Below are 19429 nucleotides of genomic sequence, written 5' to 3'. Positions count from 1 at the left end.
GAATCTCCCGGGCACCCCGGACGTTGTGGACAGTGACGGACGGTCCCACGGACCGGCTCCGTCGCCGCATACGGTTACCCAACGACGTAAGGACCCAATGACCTCCTCTTCTTCCCCTTCCCAGGACACCAAGCGCTTCGCGCACACCTACCCCGAGGGTCTTCGGGCCGATGCCCTGATGGAAGAGGACGTCGCCTGGAGCCTCGAGATCGACGGAGAGCGGGACGGCGACCAGTTCGACCGCTCCGAGCGCGCGGCCCTGCGCCGTGTCGCGGGCCTCTCCACCGAGCTCGAGGACGTCACCGAGGTCGAGTACCGGCAGCTCCGCCTGGAGCGGGTCGTGCTCGTCGGTGTGTGGACCTCGGGAACCGTGCAGGACGCGGAGAACTCCCTGGCCGAGCTCGCCGCCCTCGCGGAGACGGCCGGCGCCCTCGTCCTCGACGGTGTGATCCAGCGCCGCGACAAGCCCGACGCCGCCACCTACATCGGCTCCGGCAAGGCGCAGGAGCTGCGCGACATCGTGCTCGACACGGGTGCGGACACGGTCATCTGCGACGGTGAGCTCAGCCCCGGCCAGCTGATCCACCTCGAGGACGTCGTCAAGGTCAAGGTCATCGACCGTACGGCCCTGATCCTCGACATCTTCGCCCAGCACGCCAAGTCCCGCGAGGGCAAGGCGCAGGTCGCGCTCGCGCAGATGCAGTACATGCTGCCGCGACTGCGCGGCTGGGGTCAGTCGCTGTCCCGGCAGATGGGCGGCGGCAAGGGCGGCGGCCTCGCCACCCGTGGCCCCGGTGAGACCAAGATCGAGACGGACCGGCGACGGATCCGCGAGAAGATGGCGAAGATGCGCCGGGAGATCGCGGAGATGAAGACCGGCCGCGAGATCAAGCGCCAGGAGCGCAGGCGCCACAAGGTGCCGTCCGTGGCCATCGCGGGCTACACCAACGCCGGCAAGTCCTCGCTGCTCAACCGCCTCACGGGCGCGGGCGTCCTGGTCGAGAACGCCCTGTTCGCGACCCTCGACCCGACCGTGCGCCGGGCCGAGACCCCCAGCGGGCGGCTGTACACGCTGGCCGACACCGTCGGATTCGTCCGGCACCTGCCGCACCACCTGGTCGAGGCGTTCCGCTCCACGATGGAGGAGGTCGGCGACGCCGACCTGATCCTGCACGTGGTGGACGGTTCGCACCCGGTCCCCGAGGAGCAGCTCGCCGCCGTGCGCGAGGTGATCAGGGACGTCGGCGCCACCGGCGTACCCGAGATCGTCGTGATCAACAAGGCCGACGCGGCCGACCCGCTGACCCTCCAGCGGCTGCTGCGGACGGAGAAGCGCTCCATCGCGGTCTCGGCCCGCACCGGCCGGGGCATCACGGAGCTGCTCGCGCTGATCGACGACGAGCTGCCCCGCCCGTCCGTGGAGATCGAGGCGCTCGTGCCGTACACCCACGGCAAGCTGGTCGCCCGCGCCCATGACGAGGGTGAGGTGATCTCCGAGGAGCACACCCCGGAGGGCACCCTGCTCAAGGTCCGGGTGCACGAGGAGCTGGCGGCGGAACTCACGCCGTACGTCCCGACCCCGGCCGGCTGAGCCACTCACGGCAGAACGAAGGCCCGCCCCCTGCTCACGGCAGGGGGCGGGCCTTCGTCATGTGAGGATCACTGACCGCCGTAGGTCTTGCTCATGTTCTGGTACAGCGCCTCGGCGTCCTCACCGAGCTGCGGGCCCGCCAGCCAGGTGTTGTCCATCGGGCCGATCGAGGTGTTGGAGACCAGCACCGTCTTGCCGTTCAGCACCCGGAACCAGCCGCCGCCGGACGAGCCGCCGGTCATGGAGCAGCCGATGCGGTACATCGTCGGCAGGCCGGAGCCGAGCGAGAAACGGCCCGGAGCGTCGAGGCACTTGAACATCTGCAGGCCGTCGTAGGGCGGCGCGGCCGGGTAGCCCCAGGCGCCCATCTCGCCCGCCTCCGCCGCGGACGGCGCGGAGAAGTCCACGTCCAGCGCGGCGCCGACCGTCTCCTCCAGGGACTTGGCGCCCTGCTCCGGCTTCACGTGCAGCACCGCGTAGTCGTACGCCGCTCCGTCGCCGCCGGACTGCGAACCGCCCTGGATCCAGCCGTTGGACGTCGAGGCCCAGTCCGCCCACCAGTTGCCGTAGGGGGCGATCTCGGTGGCGCTCGCGCCGCCCAGGTCCGCCGAGGACCGGCCGAGGTCGTTGTAGGCCGGCACGAAGACGAGGTTGCGGTACCAGCCGCCGTCGCCGCCGGCGTGGACACAGTGTCCGGCCGTCCAGACGAGGTTGGACCTGCCCGGGTGGTTCACATCCTTGATCACGGTTCCGGAGCAGACGGCGGGACCCTCCGGGGAGTCGAAGAACACCTTGCCGACCGGCGCCGCGTTCTCGTGGTACGGCGTCTTCTCGGCCTCCGCCCGGACCTGGTCCGGCTCCGGGTCGCTGACGCCCTGGGCCGCCGTCGCGTCCTTGACCGAGACGGTCTTGTCGGCCTCCTTCGCGGACCGCATCCGGTCGGGCTTCCACAGGCCCTCGATCACCGGGTTGACGAAGTCCTCGGCCTCACTGAGCCACTTGTCCTTGTCCCAGTCCTTCCAGGCGCCGTTCTTCCACGTGTCGACGTCGATCCCGTGCTCCTTGAGCCGGTCCGCGATGTCGGACGGGATCCTCACCTCGCCGCTGCCGCTGTCGGCGGCCTGCGAGGTGGCGGCGTCGGGCTTGTCGTTCGCCTTGTCCTTCCCGGAACCGCCGCACGCGGTCGCCGTGAGCGCCAGGGCGGCTACCAGGCCGGCGGCGGTGAGGACGGTGCGCCGGCCACGCCCGAGCGGCGCGGACGTACGTGTGGAACCCATGGTGCGATGACCCCCGTTGAAACGAATGAATGTCGTACCGCGTGCTGATGTCCCGCCCGGTCCCGCGCGCGGTGGCACACGGGACCGGGTACGCCGGTCACTGTCCGGCGAACTTCCCGCTGACCGCGTCGTACACGCCCTTGGCCTCGTCACCCAGGCGCGGACCGGCCAGCCAGCCCGAGGTCACCGGGCCGATGGAGGTGTTGGACACCAGCGCAGGCTTCCCGTCCGGACCCGTCGCGACCCAGCCGCCACCGGACGAACCGGCGGTCATGCTGCACCCGATGCGGTACATCGTCGGGTCCGACGCGCTGAGCGACAGCCGGCCCGGCTCGTCCTGGCAGTTGTACAGCGTCTGGCCGTCGTACGGCGGGGCGGCCGGGTAACCGATCGCCGTGATCTCCTCCACCTCCGGCACCGCGGGAGCGTCGAAGTCCACCGGCAGCGCCGAACCGACCGTCTCCTCCAGCGACTTGCCGTCACCGCCCTTCTCCGGCGTCACATGGATGACCGCGAAGTCGTACGGGGCGCCGTCACCGCCCGTGGCGCCGCCCTGCTCGATCCACTGGTCCGAGGTCTGCGCCCAGTCACCCCACCAGACGCCGTACGGAGCGACCTCCTCCTTCGTGGCGGTCTCCAGCTCCTTCGCAGACCTGCCCGCGTCGTTGTACGACGGGACGAAGGCGATGTTGCGGTACCAGCCGCCCTTCTTGCCCGCGTGCACACAGTGGCCCGCCGTCCACACCATGTTGGACTTGCCCGGGTTGGCCGGGTCCTGCACGACCGTGGCCGAGCAGACCATCGTGCCCTCGGGGGAGTCGAAGAACACCTTGCCCGCCGTGGGGGCGTTGGCGTGGTACGACGGGGCGACGGCCTCCGCCTGCACCGGTTCCGGGGCCGGGTCCGTCACGCCCTGGTCACCGGAGATGTCGCTCTCGTCGACCCCCTGGTCCGGTTCCTCCGCGTCCCGCATGCGGTCCGGGTCCCACAGGCCCTCGATGATCGGGTTGACGTAGTCCTGCGCCTCGCGCAGCCAGTCGTCCTTGCTCCAGTCCTTCCAGGCGCCGTTCTTCCACTTGTCGAGGTCGATCCCGTGCTCCTTGAGCCGGTCCTTGATGTCGTCCGGGATCTTGAGCTTGCCGTCGTCGGCGGTCGCGGAGGTCTCGGCGCTCGCGTCGGTGTTCCCCGACTCGCAGGCGGTGGCGGTGAGGGCGAGCGCGGAGGCGAGTGCGACAGCGGCCATGACGGGGGAGGTACGGCGTGCTCTCCCCCCTCGACGGGCGGTGGACGACGGCCGTATGGATCGCATGATCTGACTCCCCCTGGAATGAACGGACTTGGTGCTTCGTCCGTGGTCCCGCCCCTGTTCCGAACGGAGTTCGGGGACGCTCCCACGGCCTTCGGGAACGGCACCACACACTATGCGCTCGCTGTGGGGGACGTCCGACGGAACGGCAACGGTTCGGCTACAAGCCACCTGACCTGGCCGATCTTCCGGAGATACGCCGATTTGAGGCCGACGGGCCCCGAGTCGCCGGGCCAGGGGGCCGGTGATCCCGGAGCAACCCGTAACCCGGTGGGTGGTCCGCGGTTGGTAGCGGTGGGGGTCCGCTGCCCGCACGCGGCTCCCCCCGTGCCGTGGTTCGGCGGGAGCGCAGGGGAGGGCGGAGGACGGTGGCGGAATCCACGTACGAGGAACAGTCCGCTGCGGTCCTGGACCGACTCGCCGACGCCCCGCGCACGGCGGCCCGCGACCGCCCCGCCCGCCGCCACGACACGTACGAGGAGACCGGCGCCCCCGGAGGCCGTCCCGCACGGACGGGCCGACCCCGCTACCGCACCACCCCCACGAGGACTCGCCTTGCACACGACCCCCGCACCCGCCGACCGCCCGAGTTCCCCGGTACCGCACCAGCACCGGAAACTGCCCGACACCGACTGGCTCGGAGGCGCCGGCGCCTGCCCCTTGGACCATCCCGACCCGCGCAGGGCGGCCCACGCGGCGGCCACGGAGAACCTTCTGCGCTGCTGGGTACGCGAAACCGGCGTCCGGGCTCCGAGCGGTGACATCCTGTGCCTCCCCCTGCCGGCCAGTGGCACGGCCCTTCTCGTCCCCGTCCTGTACTGGTCCCCCACGGGCTGGCACCGCTTCGGCCTGCCCTGTCTGGCCGACGCCCCCGACCCCGCCCCGCCCGTCGACGCCGTTCTGCTCGCCGCCCTCCTCAGCAGGGAGAACGCCGGCATTCCGGCACCGGCACGGCCACCGGCCGGCGACGGCACCGACCTGGTCGCGCGGGTCGCCGACTCCGTACGGCGTGCCGCCGCCTTCGTCGGCGACCGACGGGCGGACACGGCCGACGCCCCCGACCTCTTCCTCGCCGCCGAACAGTCACTCGTCCTCGGACATCCGCTGCACCCGGACCCGAAGAGCCGCGAGGGCCTCACCGACGCCGAGGCACAGCGGTACTCGCCCGAGTCCCGCGGCTCCTTCCCACTGCACTGGATCGCCGTCGCCCCGTCGCTGCTCGCCGCCGACTCCGCCTGGACCGAGCGCGGACGCCCCGTCACCGCGACCCGTCTCACCGCACGTCTCGCCGGCCCCGGGCTGCCGCTGCCCGACGGCTACGCGGCTCTCCCCGTCCACCCCTGGCAACTGCGCCAGGTCCACCACCGCCCCGAGACCGCCGCGCTGCTGGACGCCGGACTGCTCCGCGACCTCGGCGGCCACGGCGACCCCTGGTACCCCACCTCCTCCGTACGCACCGTCCACCGGACCGGGGCCCCGGCCATGCTCAAGCTGTCGCTGGGCCTGCGCATCACCAACTCCTGCCGGGAGAACCTCCGCAAGGAACTCCACCGAGGGGTCGAGGTCCACCGTCTGCTGCGCACCGGACTGTCCCAGCGGTGGCGGGCCGTGCACCCCGGCTTCGACATCGTCCGGGACCCGGCCTGGATCGCCGTGAACACACCGGCCGGCGACCCCGTGCCCGGACTCGACGCGGTGATCCGGCACAACCCGTTCCAGCCGTACGACGACGTCGCCTGCGTCGCCGGACTGCTCTCGCCGCGGCCCCGCCCCGGTGGCCGTACGGGATCCCGGCTGGCCGAGATCGTCACCCGCCTCGCCGCCCGCACGGGGCGGCCGTCCGGAGCCGTCGCCGCCGAGTGGTTTCTGCGGTACCTGGAACACGTGGTGCGGCCCGTGCTGTGGCTGGACGGAGAGGCCGGCATCGCCCTCGAGGCGCACCAGCAGAACACCCTGCTTCTGCTGGACGCCGACGGCTGGCCCGCGGGCGGACGTTACCGGGACAACCAGGGCTATTACTTCCGCGCGTCGCGACGCGCGGAACTCGACGCCCGACTGCCCGGCATCGGGGAGCACAGCGACACCTTCGTCTCCGACGAGGTCACCGACGAACGCTTCGCCTACTACCTGGGCATCAACAACGTCCTCGGTCTCATCGGCGCCTTCGGCTCCCAGCGCCTGGCCGACGAACGGCTGCTGCTCGCCGCCCTCCGCCGGTTCCTCACCGGAGTCTCGTCCGGACCGGCCCGGACGAGCAGCGCCCTGCCCACCCGTCTGCTGGATTCACCCGTCCTGCGCTGCAAGGCGAACCTGCTGACCCGGCTGCACGGCCTCGACGAACTCGTCGGCCCGGTCGACACCCAGTCCGTCTACGTCACCATCACCAACCCCCTGCACTCATGATGTCCGCCCCCATCGGTGACTGGGGCCCGGCCAGGACCCCCGCAGGCCTGTTCCAGTTGGTCCCCGTCCGTGTCGAACGCGATCTGCTCCTTTTGTCACGGTGGATGAACGACCCCGCCGTCGCCGTGTTCTGGGAACTCGCCGGACCGCCGGCCGTGACGGCCGACCATGTGCGATCCCAGCTCACCGGTGACGGACACAGCGTTCCGTGCCTCGGTGTCCTGGACGGAACGCCGATGAGCTACTGGGAGATCTACCGCGCGGATCTCGATCCCCTGGCCCATCACTATCCGGCCCGACCGCACGACACCGGACTCCACGTCCTCATCGGTGCCGTCGGCGACCGGGGGCGGGGCCTCGGCAGCATCCTGCTCAGGACGGTCGCCGACCTCGCCCTCGCCAGGAGGCCCGCCGCGCCACGCGTCGTCGCGGAACCCGACCTTCGCAACATCCCCTCCGTCACCGCCTTCCTCAACGCCGGCTTCTACTTCTCGGCCGAGATCGATCTGCCCACCAAGCGGGCCGCCCTCATGGTCCGGGACCGTGCCCTGTGTCATCTGATGTAGCGCTCCGTGACCGCGCTCTCGTATGTGGTACACCGCTCGCGCCGCCGCGGTTCCCATGCGCGCCGCGGCGATGTCCAGGCCGCGGACCCCGGCGCGGTCCGTCCGTCCCGCGCCCCGGCGACTTCGCAGCCCTCGCACCGCCCGACAGAGGAGCCCCGTCTTGACCACGTCCCCAGCCCCCGCCGTGATCGCACGAATGTCAGTGCCGGGTCGTAGGGTGGTCGCGCTATGACGAAGCCCTCACTCTCCGAACTCCTGCACGCCGCCGTCACCGCCGTCGGCGGCACGGAGCGCCCCGGCCAGGTGACCATGGCCGAAGCCGTCGCCGAGGCGATCGACGACAACGCCCATCTACTGGTCCAGGCCGGTACCGGCACCGGAAAGTCGCTCGGCTATCTGGTGCCCGCGCTCGCGCAGGGGGAGCGGGTGGTGGTGGCGACGGCCACCCTGGCCCTGCAGCGCCAGTTGGTGGAGCGGGACCTGCCACGCACGGTGGAGTCACTGCATCCGCTGCTGCGCCGCCGCCCGGAGTTCGCGATGCTCAAGGGCCGCTCCAACTACCTGTGTCTGCACCGGCTGCACGAGGGCGTGCCACAGGACGAGGAGGAGGGCCTCTTCGACCAGTTCGAGGCGGCTGCGCCCACCAGCAAGCTGGGCCAGGACCTGCTGCGCCTGCGCGACTGGTCCGACGAGACGGAGACCGGCGACCGGGACGACCTCACGCCGGGCGTGTCCGACCGGGCCTGGTCCCAGGTGTCGGTGTCGTCACGGGAATGCCTGGGCGCCACGAAGTGCGCCTACGGCGCCGAGTGCTTCGCCGAGACGGCACGCGAGCGCGCCAAACTGGCCGAGGTCGTCGTCACCAACCACGCCCTGCTCGCGATCGACGCCATCGAGGGCGCGCCGGTGCTTCCGCAGCACGAGGTGCTGATCGTCGACGAGGCCCACGAGCTGGTCTCCCGGGTCACCGGAGTCGCCACGGGGGAGCTCACCCCCGGGCAGGTCAACCGTGCGGTGCGGCGTGCCGCGAAGCTCGTCAACGAGAAGGCCGCCGACCAGCTCCAGACTGCCGCGGAAGGGTTCGAACGGCTGATGGAGCTGGCTCTTCCGGGCCGGCTGGAGGAGATCCCGGAGGACCTCGGATACGCGCTCATGGCGCTGCGCGACGCCTGCCGCACCGTCATCTCCGCCATCGGCAGTACCCGCGACAAGTCCGTCCAGGACGAGGACGCGGTCCGCAAACAGGCGCTGGCCTCCGTGGAGGGCGTCCACGACGTGGCGGAGCGGATCACGAACGGCTCCGAGTGGGACGTCGTCTGGTACGAGCGGCACGACCGCTTCGGCGCGTCCCTGCGCGTCGCCCCCATGTCCGTCTCGGGTCTGCTGCGGGAGAAGCTCTTCACCGACCGCTCCGTCATCCTGACCTCCGCGACGCTGAAGCTGGGCGGCGACTTCAACGGCGTGGGAGCCTCCCTGGGGCTCGGCCCCGAGGGCGCCGAGGGCGATGACCTCCCCCAGTGGAAGGGCGTCGACGTCGGTTCGCCGTTCGACTACCCCCGGCAGGGCATCCTCTACGTCGCGAAGCATCTGGCGCGCCCGGCCCGTGACGGTGACCGCGGGGACATGCTGGACGAGCTGACCGAGCTGATCCAGGCGGCGGGCGGCCGCACCCTGGGGCTGTTCTCCTCGATGCGGGCCGCTCAGCTCGCCGCCGAGGAGCTGCGCTCCCGCATCCCGGAGTTCCCGATCCTCCTCCAGGGAGAGGAGACGCTCGGCGAACTGATCAAGAACTTCGCGGCCGACCCGAAGACCTGCCTCTTCGGCACGCTGTCGCTGTGGCAGGGGGTCGACGTACCGGGTCCGAGCTGCCAGCTGGTGGTCATGGACAAGATTCCCTTCCCGCGCCCGGACGACCCCTTGATGAGCGCCCGCCAGAAGGCCGTGGAGGAAGCCGGCGGCAACGGCTTCATGGCGGTCGCCGCCACCCACGCGGCGCTGCTGATGGCGCAGGGCGCCGGCCGTCTCGTACGCGCTTCGGGCGACCGGGGCGTGGTGGCCGTACTGGACCAGCGGCTGGCCACGGCCCGGTACGGCAGCTATCTGAAGGCTTCGCTGCCCGATTTCTGGTACACCACGGACCGTAACCAGGTCAGGAAGTCACTGGCCGCGATCGACGTGGCGGCACAGGAGGTGGAGGCCGGGACGACGGCGCGGTGAGGGAGGTGACGTGCCGCGGCACGTCACCGACCGGCAGCAGCCGCGGTCGGGTCCGTCCGGACAGCACAGGACCCCGGAACCGGCGCAGGGGTCCCGGGGCCCGGTCAGGGGCGGGGCGGCGCTCCGGGCCGGCCCCGCGCCGTGTTCAGACGCGCCGTAGAACGGCCACCACCTTGCCCAGAATGGTCGCGTCGTCACCCGGGATGGGCTCGTAGGCCGCGTTGTGCGGGAGCAGCCAGATGTGGCCGTCCTCCCGCTTGAAGCGCTTGACGGTCGCCTCGCCGTCGAGCATGGCCGCGACGATGTCCCCGTTCTCGGCGACCGGCTGGCGGCGGACCGTCACCCAGTCGCCGTCACAGATCGCGGCCTCGATCATGGAATCGCCCACGACCTTCAGTACGAACAGCTCACCGTCACCGACGAGCTGCCGGGGCAGGGGGAAGACGTCCTCGACGGACTCCTCGGCGAGGATCGGGCCGCCGGCGGCGATACGGCCGACCAGCGGTACGTAGGACGCGGCCGGCTTGCCGGCGGTGTCCGTGGGCTGCACGGAGGCGGCCTGGTCGGAGCCCCGCACCTCGTAGGCGCGCGGGCGGTGCGGGTCGCGGCGCAGGAAGCCCTTGCGCTCCAGTGCCATGAGCTGATGGGCCACGGAGGAGGTGCTGGAGAGACCGACCGCCTGGCCGATCTCGCGCATCGACGGCGGGTAGCCGCGACGCTGCACCGAGTCCCTGATGACCTCGATCACCCGGCGCTGGCGGTCGGTGAGTCCTGAGCTGTCCGCCCGGATGCCGGGAGGTCGGCCCGGCAGGGAGCGCCTGTGCCCCTCGGGATTCGTGGCTTCGTTCATCGCGTGCACCGGCTCGATCCGGCCCTGGGCAGTGATGGCGGCACTGTCTGCGGTGGTGGTCACGTCGGCCCCTCTCGATGGTCTCCCTGCAGCACAACGGTAGTTGCTTTCGAAAGGTTGCGCCAAACACACGTTCGAGTGAAAAATCGCGAATTGCTGTACGTCATCTCTCGTCGAGGTGTATTGGTCGCCACGCTTTCTGGCGGACAAACGGGCCGATTGTTGTACCCTTCACCGCCGGGGCGGTGACCTCGCGGCGGCGGTCCTCAGTCTGCCACCGGGCGCCCCGTGGAGCGTGAAGCGGCCCCCGCTCTCTTCGGGAGTCGCACACCTCCTCCCCGTCTCCGGTACGGCACCCCCTCATCGCGCGGCGTCCGGCGTGTCCTGTCCGCCCCGGCGTGCGCGACACGCGTGCGCGGTGTGGATGTATGAGCCAATCCCCACATCTAGTGGTTGGATTGCGGCAGCAGCCCAGAAGTTGTGGTCCCCCGGGTCTTGGGGCCCTCCGCGATCGCCTATGCTGGTGCTGCTTCGTGAGGCCCAAGAGGCCTCGTGAGGCCATTGAGTCTGCTGTGAGGAGGGTTGGGAGTTCATGCACTGCCCCTTCTGCAGGCACCCCGACAGCCGTGTCGTCGACAGTCGTACGACCGACGACGGCACGTCGATCCGCAGGCGCCGCCAGTGTCCGGACTGCTCCCGTCGTTTCACGACCGTGGAGACGTGTTCGCTCATGGTGGTCAAGCGGTCCGGAGTCACCGAGCCCTTCAGCCGCACCAAGGTCATCAACGGTGTGCGCAAGGCGTGCCAGGGGCGGCCCGTCACCGAGGACGCCCTCGCCCAGCTCGGGCAGCGCGTCGAGGAGGCGGTGCGGGCCACCGGGAGCGCCGAGCTGACCACCCACGACGTGGGGCTGGCCATCCTCGGCCCGTTGCAGGAACTCGACCTCGTCGCCTACCTGCGGTTCGCGTCCGTCTACCGGGCGTTCGACTCGCTGGAGGACTTCGAGGCCGCGATCGCGGAACTCAGGCGGGCGGAGTGGCCCGCCGTGGGCGACGGGGACGGCGAGGGAGCCGCCCCGGGAGGCCAGGAAGACGACAGCGGGTCCGGCGGGACCGCCCAGGTCCCCGAACCCGCTCCCGCCGCCGACTGACCGGCGGGCCGGCCCCGCGCGGCAGACGCGGGGACCGGCCGGGCGGCGGCGATGAGAAGACCTGTTGCGGGCAGGCGAGCAGGTGCCCGCAGCACCAGACAGAACACCGTGCCACGGGAACAATCGGGGCACTTCAGGGCGTTTTCGCCCGTACAGGGAGGCGGCATGACAGAGACGGCGAGCGGTCCGGCACGGAGTTCCCGAGCCAAGAGCAACAAGGGCGGCAAGGGACTGCGTATCGAGCGCATCCACACCACTCCCGGAGTCCACCCGTACGACGAGGTGGCCTGGGAACGCCGTGACGTCGTCATGACCAACTGGCGCGACGGCTCGGTCAACTTCGAGCAGCGCGGCGTGGAGTTCCCCGACTTCTGGTCGGTGAACGCGGTCAACATCGTCACCAGCAAGTACTTCCGGGGCGCCGTGGGCACCCCGCAGCGCGAGGTGAGCCTCAGGCAGCTCATCGACCGCATCGTGAAGACGTACCGGAAGGCCGGTGAGGACCACAAGTACTTCGCCTCGCCCGCCGACGCCGAGATCTTCGAGCACGAGCTGGCGTACGCCCTCCTGCACCAGATCTTCAGCTTCAACAGCCCCGTGTGGTTCAACGTGGGCACGCCCCAGCCGCAGCAGGTCTCCGCCTGCTTCATCCTGTCCGTCGACGACTCCATGGAGTCGATCCTCGACTGGTACAAGGAAGAGGGCATGATCTTCAAGGGCGGCTCCGGCGCCGGCCTGAACCTCTCCCGGATCCGCTCCTCCAAGGAGCTGCTGTCCTCCGGCGGCAACGCCTCCGGCCCGGTCTCCTTCATGCGCGGAGCCGACGCCTCCGCCGGAACGATCAAGTCCGGCGGCGCCACCCGCCGCGCGGCCAAGATGGTCGTCCTCGACGTGGACCACCCGGACATCGAGGACTTCATCGAGACCAAGGTCAAGGAAGAGGAGAAGATCCGCGTCCTGCGCGACGCGGGCTTCGACATGGACCTGGGCGGCGACGACATCGCCTCCGTCCAGTACCAGAACGCCAACAACTCGGTCCGCGTCAACGACGAGTTCATGCGGGCGGTCGAGCAGGGCGGCAAGTTCGGCCTGCGCGCCCGGATGACCGGCGAGGTCATCGAGGAGGTCGACGCCAAGGCGCTCTTCCGCAAGCTCGCCGAGGCCGCCTGGGCCTGCGCCGATCCGGGCATCCAGTACGACGGTGTCATCAACAACTGGCACACCTGCCCCGAGTCCGGCCGGATCACCGCGTCGAACCCGTGCAGCGAGTACATGCACCTGGACAACACGTCCTGCAACCTGGCCTCGCTGAACCTGATGAAGTTCCTCAAGGACGACAGCCAGGGCAACCAGTCCTTCGAGGCCGACCGCTTCCAGAAGGTCGTCGAGCTGGTCATCACCGCGATGGACATCTCGATCTGCTTCGCGGACTTCCCGACCCAGAAGATCGGCGAGAACACCCGCGCCTTCCGCCAGCTCGGCATCGGCTACGCCAACCTCGGCGCCCTGCTGATGGCGACCGGCCACGCCTACGACTCCGACGGCGGCCGCGCCCTCGCCGGCGCCATCACCTCCCTGATGACGGGTACGGCGTACCGCCGCTCCGCCGAACTCGCCGCGATCGTCGGCCCGTACGACGGCTACGCCCGCAACGCCGACGCCCACCAGCGCGTCATGAGGCAGCACGCCGACGCCAACGGCACCGCCGTGCGCATGGACGACCTGGACACCCCGGTGTGGGCCGCCGCCACCGAAGCCTGGCAGGACGTGATCCGCCTCGGCGAGAAGAACGGATTCCGCAACGCCCAGGCGTCCGTGCTCGCCCCGACCGGCACCATCGGTCTGGCGATGTCCTGCGACACCACCGGTGTCGAGCCCGACCTGGCGCTGGTGAAGTTCAAGAAGCTGGTCGGCGGCGGCTCGATGCAGATCGTCAACGGCACCGTCCCGCAGGCCCTGCGCCGCCTGGGCTACCAGGAGGAGCAGATCGAGGCGATCGTCGCCCACATCGCCGAGAACGGCAATGTGATCGACGCCCCCGGCCTCAAGCACGAGCACTACGAGGTGTTCGACTGCGCCATGGGCGAGCGCGCCATCTCCCCGATGGGCCACGTCCGCATGATGGCCGCGATCCAGCCCTGGATCTCCGGCGCCATCTCCAAGACGGTCAACATGCCGGAGACGGCGACCGTCGAGGAGGTCGAGGAGATCTACTTCGAGGCCTGGAAGCTGGGCGTCAAGGCGCTCGCCATCTACCGCGACAACTGCAAGGTCGGCCAGCCGCTCTCCGCGAAGACCAAGGAGAAGGAGAAGGCCGAGGTCACCGAGAAGGCCGAGGAGACGATCCGCGCCGCGGTCGAGAAGGTGGTCGAGTACCGCCCGGTCCGCAAGCGCCTCCCCAAGGGCCGCCCCGGCATCACCACCTCCTTCACGGTCGGCGGCGCCGAGGGCTACATGACCGCCAACTCCTACCCGGACGACGGTCTCGGCGAGGTCTTCCTGAAGATGTCCAAGCAGGGTTCGACGCTCGCGGGCATGATGGACGCCTTCTCCATCGCCGTCTCGGTGGGCCTCCAGTACGGCGTGCCGCTGGAGACGTACGTCTCGAAGTTCACCAACATGCGCTTCGAGCCGGCCGGCATGACGGACGACCCGGACGTGCGGATGGCGCAGTCGATCGTCGACTACATCTTCCGCCGCCTGGCGCTGGACTTCCTGCCCTTCGAGACGCGCTCCGCGCTCGGCATCCACTCCGCCGAGGAGCGTCAGCGCCACCTGGAGACCGGTTCCTACGAGCCGTCCGACGACGAGGTCGACGTCGAGGGCCTGGCCCAGTCGGCGCCGCGGACCCAGGAGCTGAAGGCGGTGGCCACGCCGAAGGCCGAGGCCGAGGCGGCCAAGCCGGCCCCGAAGCAGGCCCACACCAGCGCCGAGCTGGTCGAGATGCAGCTGGGCATCCAGGCGGACGCCCCGCTGTGCTTCTCCTGCGGTACGAAGATGCAGCGCGCCGGTTCCTGCTACATCTGCGAGGGCTGCGGCTCGACCAGCGGTTGCAGCTGACGCGACCGGCACGTCCGGGCGCTGCCCGGACGTGAGGAACGGCTGAGGGCGGTGGTGCCGGTGTTCCGGCGCCACCGCCCTCGGTGTTCCTCGGGGGTCAGGCCCGGCGCGACGCCCCCATCGCACGGGTGAAGTCCGCCGGATCGCCCTCGAACCCCTGGACACCGGGGCGGAACCCCCAGGCTCCCGAGCCGTCCCGGACGAATTCCGCGACCGTCGCCGCCGTGGCCCCGAGGACACCGCCGAAGTCGTCCTCGGCCAGCACGGTGTAGCCCTCGCGGACGCGCAGACCGGGGTTGCCCACCCCGGAGAACGTCCGCCGCCCCTGGTGCTGTTGTATGACGACGCCGACCACCACGCGCGCGTACCGCTGGTCGAGCCGGTCCAGCTCCAGCGTCATGACCTCGTCGTAGCCGAAGCCCTGGCCGTCCTTGCTGTCCCGGTTGAGCGTGATGGTGCCGTCGGGGGAACGACTGTCGAAGTGCACCACGTAGGCGGGAGCGCCGTGCGTCTCGCCCGCCGGATAGGGCGCGGCGACGAGATCCAGGTCGGTGGAGGGCTGACCCGACGGACTCGGGTCCCACCTCAACGCGATCTCGACCTTGCGGATGCCCTTGTTGAGGCCGTTCACCAGTCTTCCCCTTCCCCGTGACCGTCCTGCCCGCTCACCCCAATGGCCGGGAACTCCCGGCGGGTTGTCCATCCTGCCACGCGTGTGGCGGCGGACGACGGTAAGCAGTCACTCCGAGGGTGACCGGTGCCACGCTCCCTGGCCTTACGATGGCGCGGTGCTGGTCAAGTGGATTCGCTGCACCGTGGTGGACCGCCGCGGGTTCGAGCGGGGGCAGCGGAAATGGGCGGGGCTTCTGGGGGAGCCGGGGTTTCGCGGGCAGGGCGGAGGCTGGAGCCGGGGACGGCCGGACGTGGCGCACATCTTCTCCTTCTGGGAGAGCCGTGCCTTCTACGACTCGTTCATGGCCCGCTCCCACGACCGGCTCGCCTCGGCCCAGTCGGGTACGTTCAAGGACGCCCAGGTCAGGCTCTTCGACCACCGCTTCGACGTGAAGACCGGCTTCGAACCGCGTTTCACGGACGCCGACCTGCTCAGGGTGGCGCTGTGCCGCGTGCACGAGGAGCGGTCGGAGCACTTCGTACTGATGCAGGAGAAGGTCTGGAACCCGGCCATGGCCGGCTCGCCCGGCATGGTCCGGGGACTGTTCGGAGAGGCTCCGGGGCACGAGTTCCTGGTGCTGTCGATGTGGCGTTCGGCCGCCGAGCACGGCAAGTACCGCACCGAACGGGTGGAGCGCCTCGCCCTGCGGGCGCAGACGGAGGCCGACGTCGCTGCCCTCGCGGGGGACATCGTGGAGATGGAATCGACCTGGACGGTCTGATCTCCGGACGCGGAACGGTGCGTACCGGCGTGACGCGACGTGCGGGACATGTGTGACCTACGCCGTACGGGGCCCGCACGGGTGCTCGTCCGGCCGTCACCCGATCTAGGGTTTCGGCATGGCACGACCACGGCGCATCGTCCTTGTCCGACACGGCGAATCAACGGGCAATGTTGATGACTCCGTCTATGAACGCGAACCCGATCACGCACTGGCCCTGACCGAGCGGGGCAGACAGCAGGCGGAGGAGACGGGGGAGCGGTTGCGGGAACTCTTCGGCCGTGAGCGTGTCAGCGTCTACGTCTCCCCCTACCGCCGCACGCACCAGACACTGAGCGCCTTCCGGCTCGACCCGGAGCGGATACGCGTGCGCGAGGAACCGAGGCTGCGCGAGCAGGACTGGGGCAACTGGCAGGACCGCGAGGACGTGCGTCTGCAGAAGGCCTACCGGGACGCCTACGGGCACTTCTTCTACCGGTTCGCCCAGGGGGAGTCCGGGGCCGACGTCTACGACCGGGTCGGCGGCTTCCTGGAGAGCCTGTTCCGCAGCTTCGAGGCCCCCGACCACCCCCCGAACGTCCTGATCGTCACCCACGGCCTGGCCATGCGACTGTTCTGCATGCGGTGGTTCCACTGGACCGTGGCGGAGTTCGAGTCGCTGTCGAACCCGGGGAACGCCGAGATGCGCGTGCTCGTTCTGGGGAAGAACGGGAAGTACACACTCGACCGGCCCTTTGAACGCTGGCGGGATCCGGAACCCTACGGGATCACGGATGGACAGAGGAGCACCGGATAGAGTGGCAGGGCGATGACCGCTGATTCCTCTCCCGCCGGGCGCCTGGACCGCGCCCTGGCCAGCCTGCGCGGCGTGTCCGTGGGGGACGCGCTCGGCTCCCAGTTCTTCGTGCCGGTGAACTATCCGCTGCTCAAGCGCCGCGAACTGCCCCCGGCACCCTGGCAGTGGACGGACGACACGGAGATGGCGTGCTCCGTCGTCTCCGTCCTGGCCACGCACCACCGGATCGACCAGGACGCCCTCGCGCGGTCCTTCGCCACGCATCACGACTTCGACCGGGGCTACGGGCCCGCGGTCAACCGGCTGCTGCGGCTGGTCCGCGAGGGCGGTGACTGGCGGGAACTCGCCGCCGCGCTCTTCAACGGGCAGGGGTCGTGGGGCAACGGCGCCGCGATGCGGATCGCGCCGTTGGGCGCCTGGTACGCGGACGACCCGGAACAGGCCACCCATCAGGCCGAGATCTCCGCCTATCCCACGCACCAGCATCGTGAGGCCGTGGTCGGTGCCATGGCCGTCGCGGCGGCGGCCGCGCTGGTCGCCGCGCCCGGCGGGCCGCCCGGCTCGGAAGCCCTCCTCGACGGGGTCATCGCGCTGGTACCCGCGAGGAGCGCGGTCGGCGCGGGGCTGCGCCGGGCCCGGGACATGCTCGACTACGCGGACGGGGCCACCGTCGCGGCCGTGCTCGGCTGCGGACGGCGTACGACGGCGCATGACACCGTGCCCTTCGCGCTCTGGTCGGCGGCCCGGTCCCTGGGTGACTACGAGCGGGCGTTCTGGACGACCGCGCAGGTGGGCGGGGACGTCGACACGACCTGTGCGATCGTGGGCGGCGTGGTCGCCGCCGAGAAGGCGGGGGCACCGCCCGCCGAGTGGGCCGACCGGGTCGAGCCCTTGCCGGAGTGGATGCGGGCCGCGGTCTGAGGCGGAGACCGGGCGCCGCCTCGGCCCGGGGCGGAGTTCAGAACTCTCTGTGCGTCATGGGAACTCTCCGTGACCGCCCGCTCGTTCTCGAGACATCCGCCGTGTGAGGCATGAGGCCTGACACGTGTGGATGAGTCCGTGGTTCGGGAGTGGTGTGGGGGGAGAGGCCGTGGTGGTGATCGCGAAAGCGTTGCTCGGGGTTCTGCTCGCCCTGATGGGGACGGGCCGGCCGGGCGTTCGCCGGCCGCGTCCGAAGACGTCGGCCGGCGAGCCGCCGGGCCGCACCCGTGGTGTTCCCTTCTCAGCCCATGCCCGGTCCGGCCGAGCCGGACAGTGCCTCCAGGTCGCTCTTGCGGACCCGGATGACGAACCAGGCGGTGGCCAGGGCGAGTACGGCCATCGCGGCGGCCGGGACGAAGGCCGTGGAGATGCCCTCGGTGAGCACTTCGTGGCCCCAGGGGGCGGGCAGTTGCTGCGTCTGGGCGAACTCCGCCTTCTGCTGCGCCGTCCCTTCCGCCAGGAAGTCCGGGATCTGCTTCTCCGCCTCGTCCTTGCTGGCCGTGCCGAACACCGTCGTCAGGAGGGCCAGTCCCACCGACCCGCCCACCTGCTGGGTGGCGTTGAGCAGCCCGGACGCGGCGCCGGCCTCGTGCTGGGCCACTCCGGAGACCGCGGTGAGCGTCAGTGTCACGAAGTTCAGTCCCATACCGAAGCCGAAGATCAGCATGGGGCCGAGGATGCCGCCGGCATACGAGCTGTCGGAGCTGATCAGAGTCTGCCAGGCCAGTCCGACCGCGGCGAGCGCCGACCCGACGAGCATGAACGGCTTGGGGCCGAACACGGGAAGGAAGCGCTGCGACAGGCCGGCCCCGAGTGCGATCACGACCGTCACCGGCAGGAAGGCGAGACCGGCCTCGATCGGGCTGTAGCCGAGCACGTTCTGCACGAAGAGGACGATGTAGAAGAACATGCCGAACATCGCCGCGGCCAGGCTGAGCATGATCACATACGTGCCCGCGCGGTTGCGGTCGGTGAACATCCGCAGCGGGGTGATCGGTTCCTTGGCCCGGGACTCGATCAGTGCGAAGGCCACCAGCAGGACCGCGGAGGCTGCGAAGGAGCCGATGGTCAGCTCGTCCCGCCAGCCTTCCTCCGCCGCGCGGATGAAGCCGTAGACGAGGGAGGCCATACCGGCTGTCGAGGTCACCGCGCCCGCGATGTCGAAACGGCCGGTGTGCCGCTCGGACTCGTTGATGTACATCGGCGTGAGGACGACGATCAGCAGGCCGATCGGCACATTGACGAAGAGCACCCACCGCCAGTCGAGCCACTCGGTGAGCATGCCGCCCGCGAGCAGGCCGATGGCGCCGCCGCCCGCGGAGACCGCGGCGAAGATGCCGAAGGCGCGGTTGCGTTCGGGTCCTTCCGGGAACGTGGTGGTGATGAGCGCCAGCGAGGTGGGCGAGGCGATGGCGCCGCCCACGCCCTGCAGGACGCGCGCGGCCAGCAGTTGCCACGGCTCCTGGGCGAACCCGCCGAGCAGCGAGGCGAGGGTGAACAGCAGGATGCCGGTCATGAAGACACGGCGGCGGCCGAGGATGTCGCCGGCCCGGCCGCCGAGCAGCAGCAGGCCGCCGAAGGTCAGGGTGTAGGCGCTGATCACCCAGGTGAGGTCGGTGGTGCTGAACTCGAGAGCGTTCTGGATGTGCGGCAGCGCGATGTTCACAATCGTCGAGTCGAGTACCACCATGAGTTGGCAGGCCGCGATGACGGTGAGCGCGATGCCGGGACGCCCGTCCCGGCGGGCCGCACCTGGCTTCTGGGTCTGAGTCAAAGGAGAGGTTGTCACTATGGGTCCCCCACGAGTGCGTCAGTGAACGCTCGCGTTCACTGTTGCG

14 protein-coding genes are annotated in these 19429 nt (G+C 70.4%); 9 read left to right on the top strand and 5 right to left on the bottom strand.

Annotated features, from left to right (window positions below):
• Positions 1–97: 97 nt before the first annotated feature.
• Positions 98–1591 carry a GTPase HflX gene (gene hflX, locus ACF1DX_RS12320; protein ID WP_391791114.1) on the top strand — a complete coding sequence of 498 codons (1494 nt, stop codon included), beginning with the start codon at positions 98–100 and terminating at the stop codon, positions 1589–1591.
• A gap of 68 nt (positions 1592–1659) precedes the next feature.
• Here the strand turns inward: hflX and ACF1DX_RS12315 are convergent, their stop codons facing one another.
• Positions 1660–2868, bottom strand: a complete 1209-nt coding sequence (locus ACF1DX_RS12315; protein WP_391791113.1) for a trypsin-like serine peptidase — start codon at positions 2866–2868, stop codon at positions 1660–1662.
• A 97-nt stretch (positions 2869–2965) separates the two neighbouring features.
• A complete protein-coding gene (locus tag ACF1DX_RS12310) occupies positions 2966–4177 on the bottom strand; it encodes a trypsin-like serine peptidase (RefSeq protein WP_391791112.1) in 1212 nt (403 codons plus the stop codon).
• 552 nt (positions 4178–4729) lie between these two features.
• On the opposite strand from ACF1DX_RS12310, the gene ACF1DX_RS12305 reads away from it, so the two are divergent.
• The 3 genes from ACF1DX_RS12305 (at position 4730) to ACF1DX_RS12295 (ending at position 9360) form a co-directional block, all read left to right on the top strand.
• Entirely contained in the window at positions 4730–6577 is a 1848-nt protein-coding gene (locus ACF1DX_RS12305; protein ID WP_391791111.1) for an IucA/IucC family protein, read from the top strand.
• Positions 6472–7143: a GNAT family N-acetyltransferase gene (locus tag ACF1DX_RS12300; protein ID WP_391791195.1), complete on the top strand. Its 672-nt coding sequence runs from the start codon at positions 6472–6474 to the stop codon at positions 7141–7143. Before ACF1DX_RS12305 ends, ACF1DX_RS12300 begins: the two co-directional genes overlap by 106 nt.
• Positions 7144–7371: 228 nt before the next feature.
• Positions 7372–9360 carry an ATP-dependent DNA helicase gene (locus ACF1DX_RS12295; protein WP_391791110.1) on the top strand — a complete coding sequence of 663 codons (1989 nt, stop codon included), beginning with the start codon at positions 7372–7374 and terminating at the stop codon, positions 9358–9360.
• A gap of 145 nt (positions 9361–9505) precedes the next feature.
• Here ACF1DX_RS12295 and lexA read toward each other — a convergent pair whose 3' ends face one another.
• Complete coding sequence (lexA, locus tag ACF1DX_RS12290) at positions 9506–10273, bottom strand: transcriptional repressor LexA (RefSeq protein WP_030870592.1); 768 nt, start codon at positions 10271–10273, stop codon at positions 9506–9508.
• A 529-nt stretch (positions 10274–10802) separates the two neighbouring features.
• Here lexA and nrdR point away from each other — a divergent pair.
• A complete protein-coding gene (nrdR, locus tag ACF1DX_RS12285; RefSeq protein ID WP_391791109.1) occupies positions 10803–11360 on the top strand; it encodes a transcriptional regulator NrdR in 558 nt (185 codons plus the stop codon).
• Positions 11361–11525: 165 nt separating this feature from the next.
• Positions 11526–14420, top strand: a complete 2895-nt coding sequence (locus tag ACF1DX_RS12280; protein WP_391791108.1) for a vitamin B12-dependent ribonucleotide reductase — start codon at positions 11526–11528, stop codon at positions 14418–14420.
• A 97-nt stretch (positions 14421–14517) separates the two neighbouring features.
• On the opposite strand, the gene ACF1DX_RS12275 is transcribed toward ACF1DX_RS12280, so the two are convergent.
• On the bottom strand, positions 14518–15051 hold the full coding sequence (locus tag ACF1DX_RS12275) for a TerD family protein (protein WP_391791107.1): 534 nt from the start codon (positions 15049–15051) through the stop codon (positions 14518–14520).
• A gap of 157 nt (positions 15052–15208) precedes the next feature.
• Here ACF1DX_RS12275 and ACF1DX_RS12270 point away from each other — a divergent pair, with 157 nt between their 5' ends.
• From ACF1DX_RS12270 to ACF1DX_RS12260, 3 genes are all read left to right on the top strand, one after another.
• Positions 15209–15814, top strand: a complete 606-nt coding sequence (locus ACF1DX_RS12270; RefSeq protein ID WP_391791106.1) for a YdbC family protein — start codon at positions 15209–15211, stop codon at positions 15812–15814.
• Positions 15815–15932: 118 nt separating this feature from the next.
• Positions 15933–16610 (top strand): histidine phosphatase family protein, encoded by a 678-nt coding sequence (locus ACF1DX_RS12265; protein ID WP_391791105.1) that lies wholly within the window; start codon positions 15933–15935, stop codon positions 16608–16610.
• A gap of 12 nt (positions 16611–16622) precedes the next feature.
• Positions 16623–17531 carry an ADP-ribosylglycohydrolase family protein gene (locus ACF1DX_RS12260; RefSeq protein WP_391791104.1) on the top strand — a complete coding sequence of 303 codons (909 nt, stop codon included), beginning with the start codon at positions 16623–16625 and terminating at the stop codon, positions 17529–17531.
• Between the two features lie 301 nt (positions 17532–17832).
• On the opposite strand, the gene ACF1DX_RS12255 is transcribed toward ACF1DX_RS12260, so the two are convergent.
• Positions 17833–19380, bottom strand: a complete 1548-nt coding sequence (locus ACF1DX_RS12255; protein ID WP_391791103.1) for an MFS transporter — start codon at positions 19378–19380, stop codon at positions 17833–17835.
• Positions 19381–19429 lie beyond the last annotated feature (49 nt).

Source organism: Streptomyces sp. NPDC014676, assembly GCF_043084105.1.
Lineage (GTDB): Bacteria > Actinomycetota > Actinomycetes > Streptomycetales > Streptomycetaceae > Streptomyces.
Note: the sequence above shows the minus strand (reverse complement) of the source record. Positions and strands in the feature narration are given on the sequence as shown.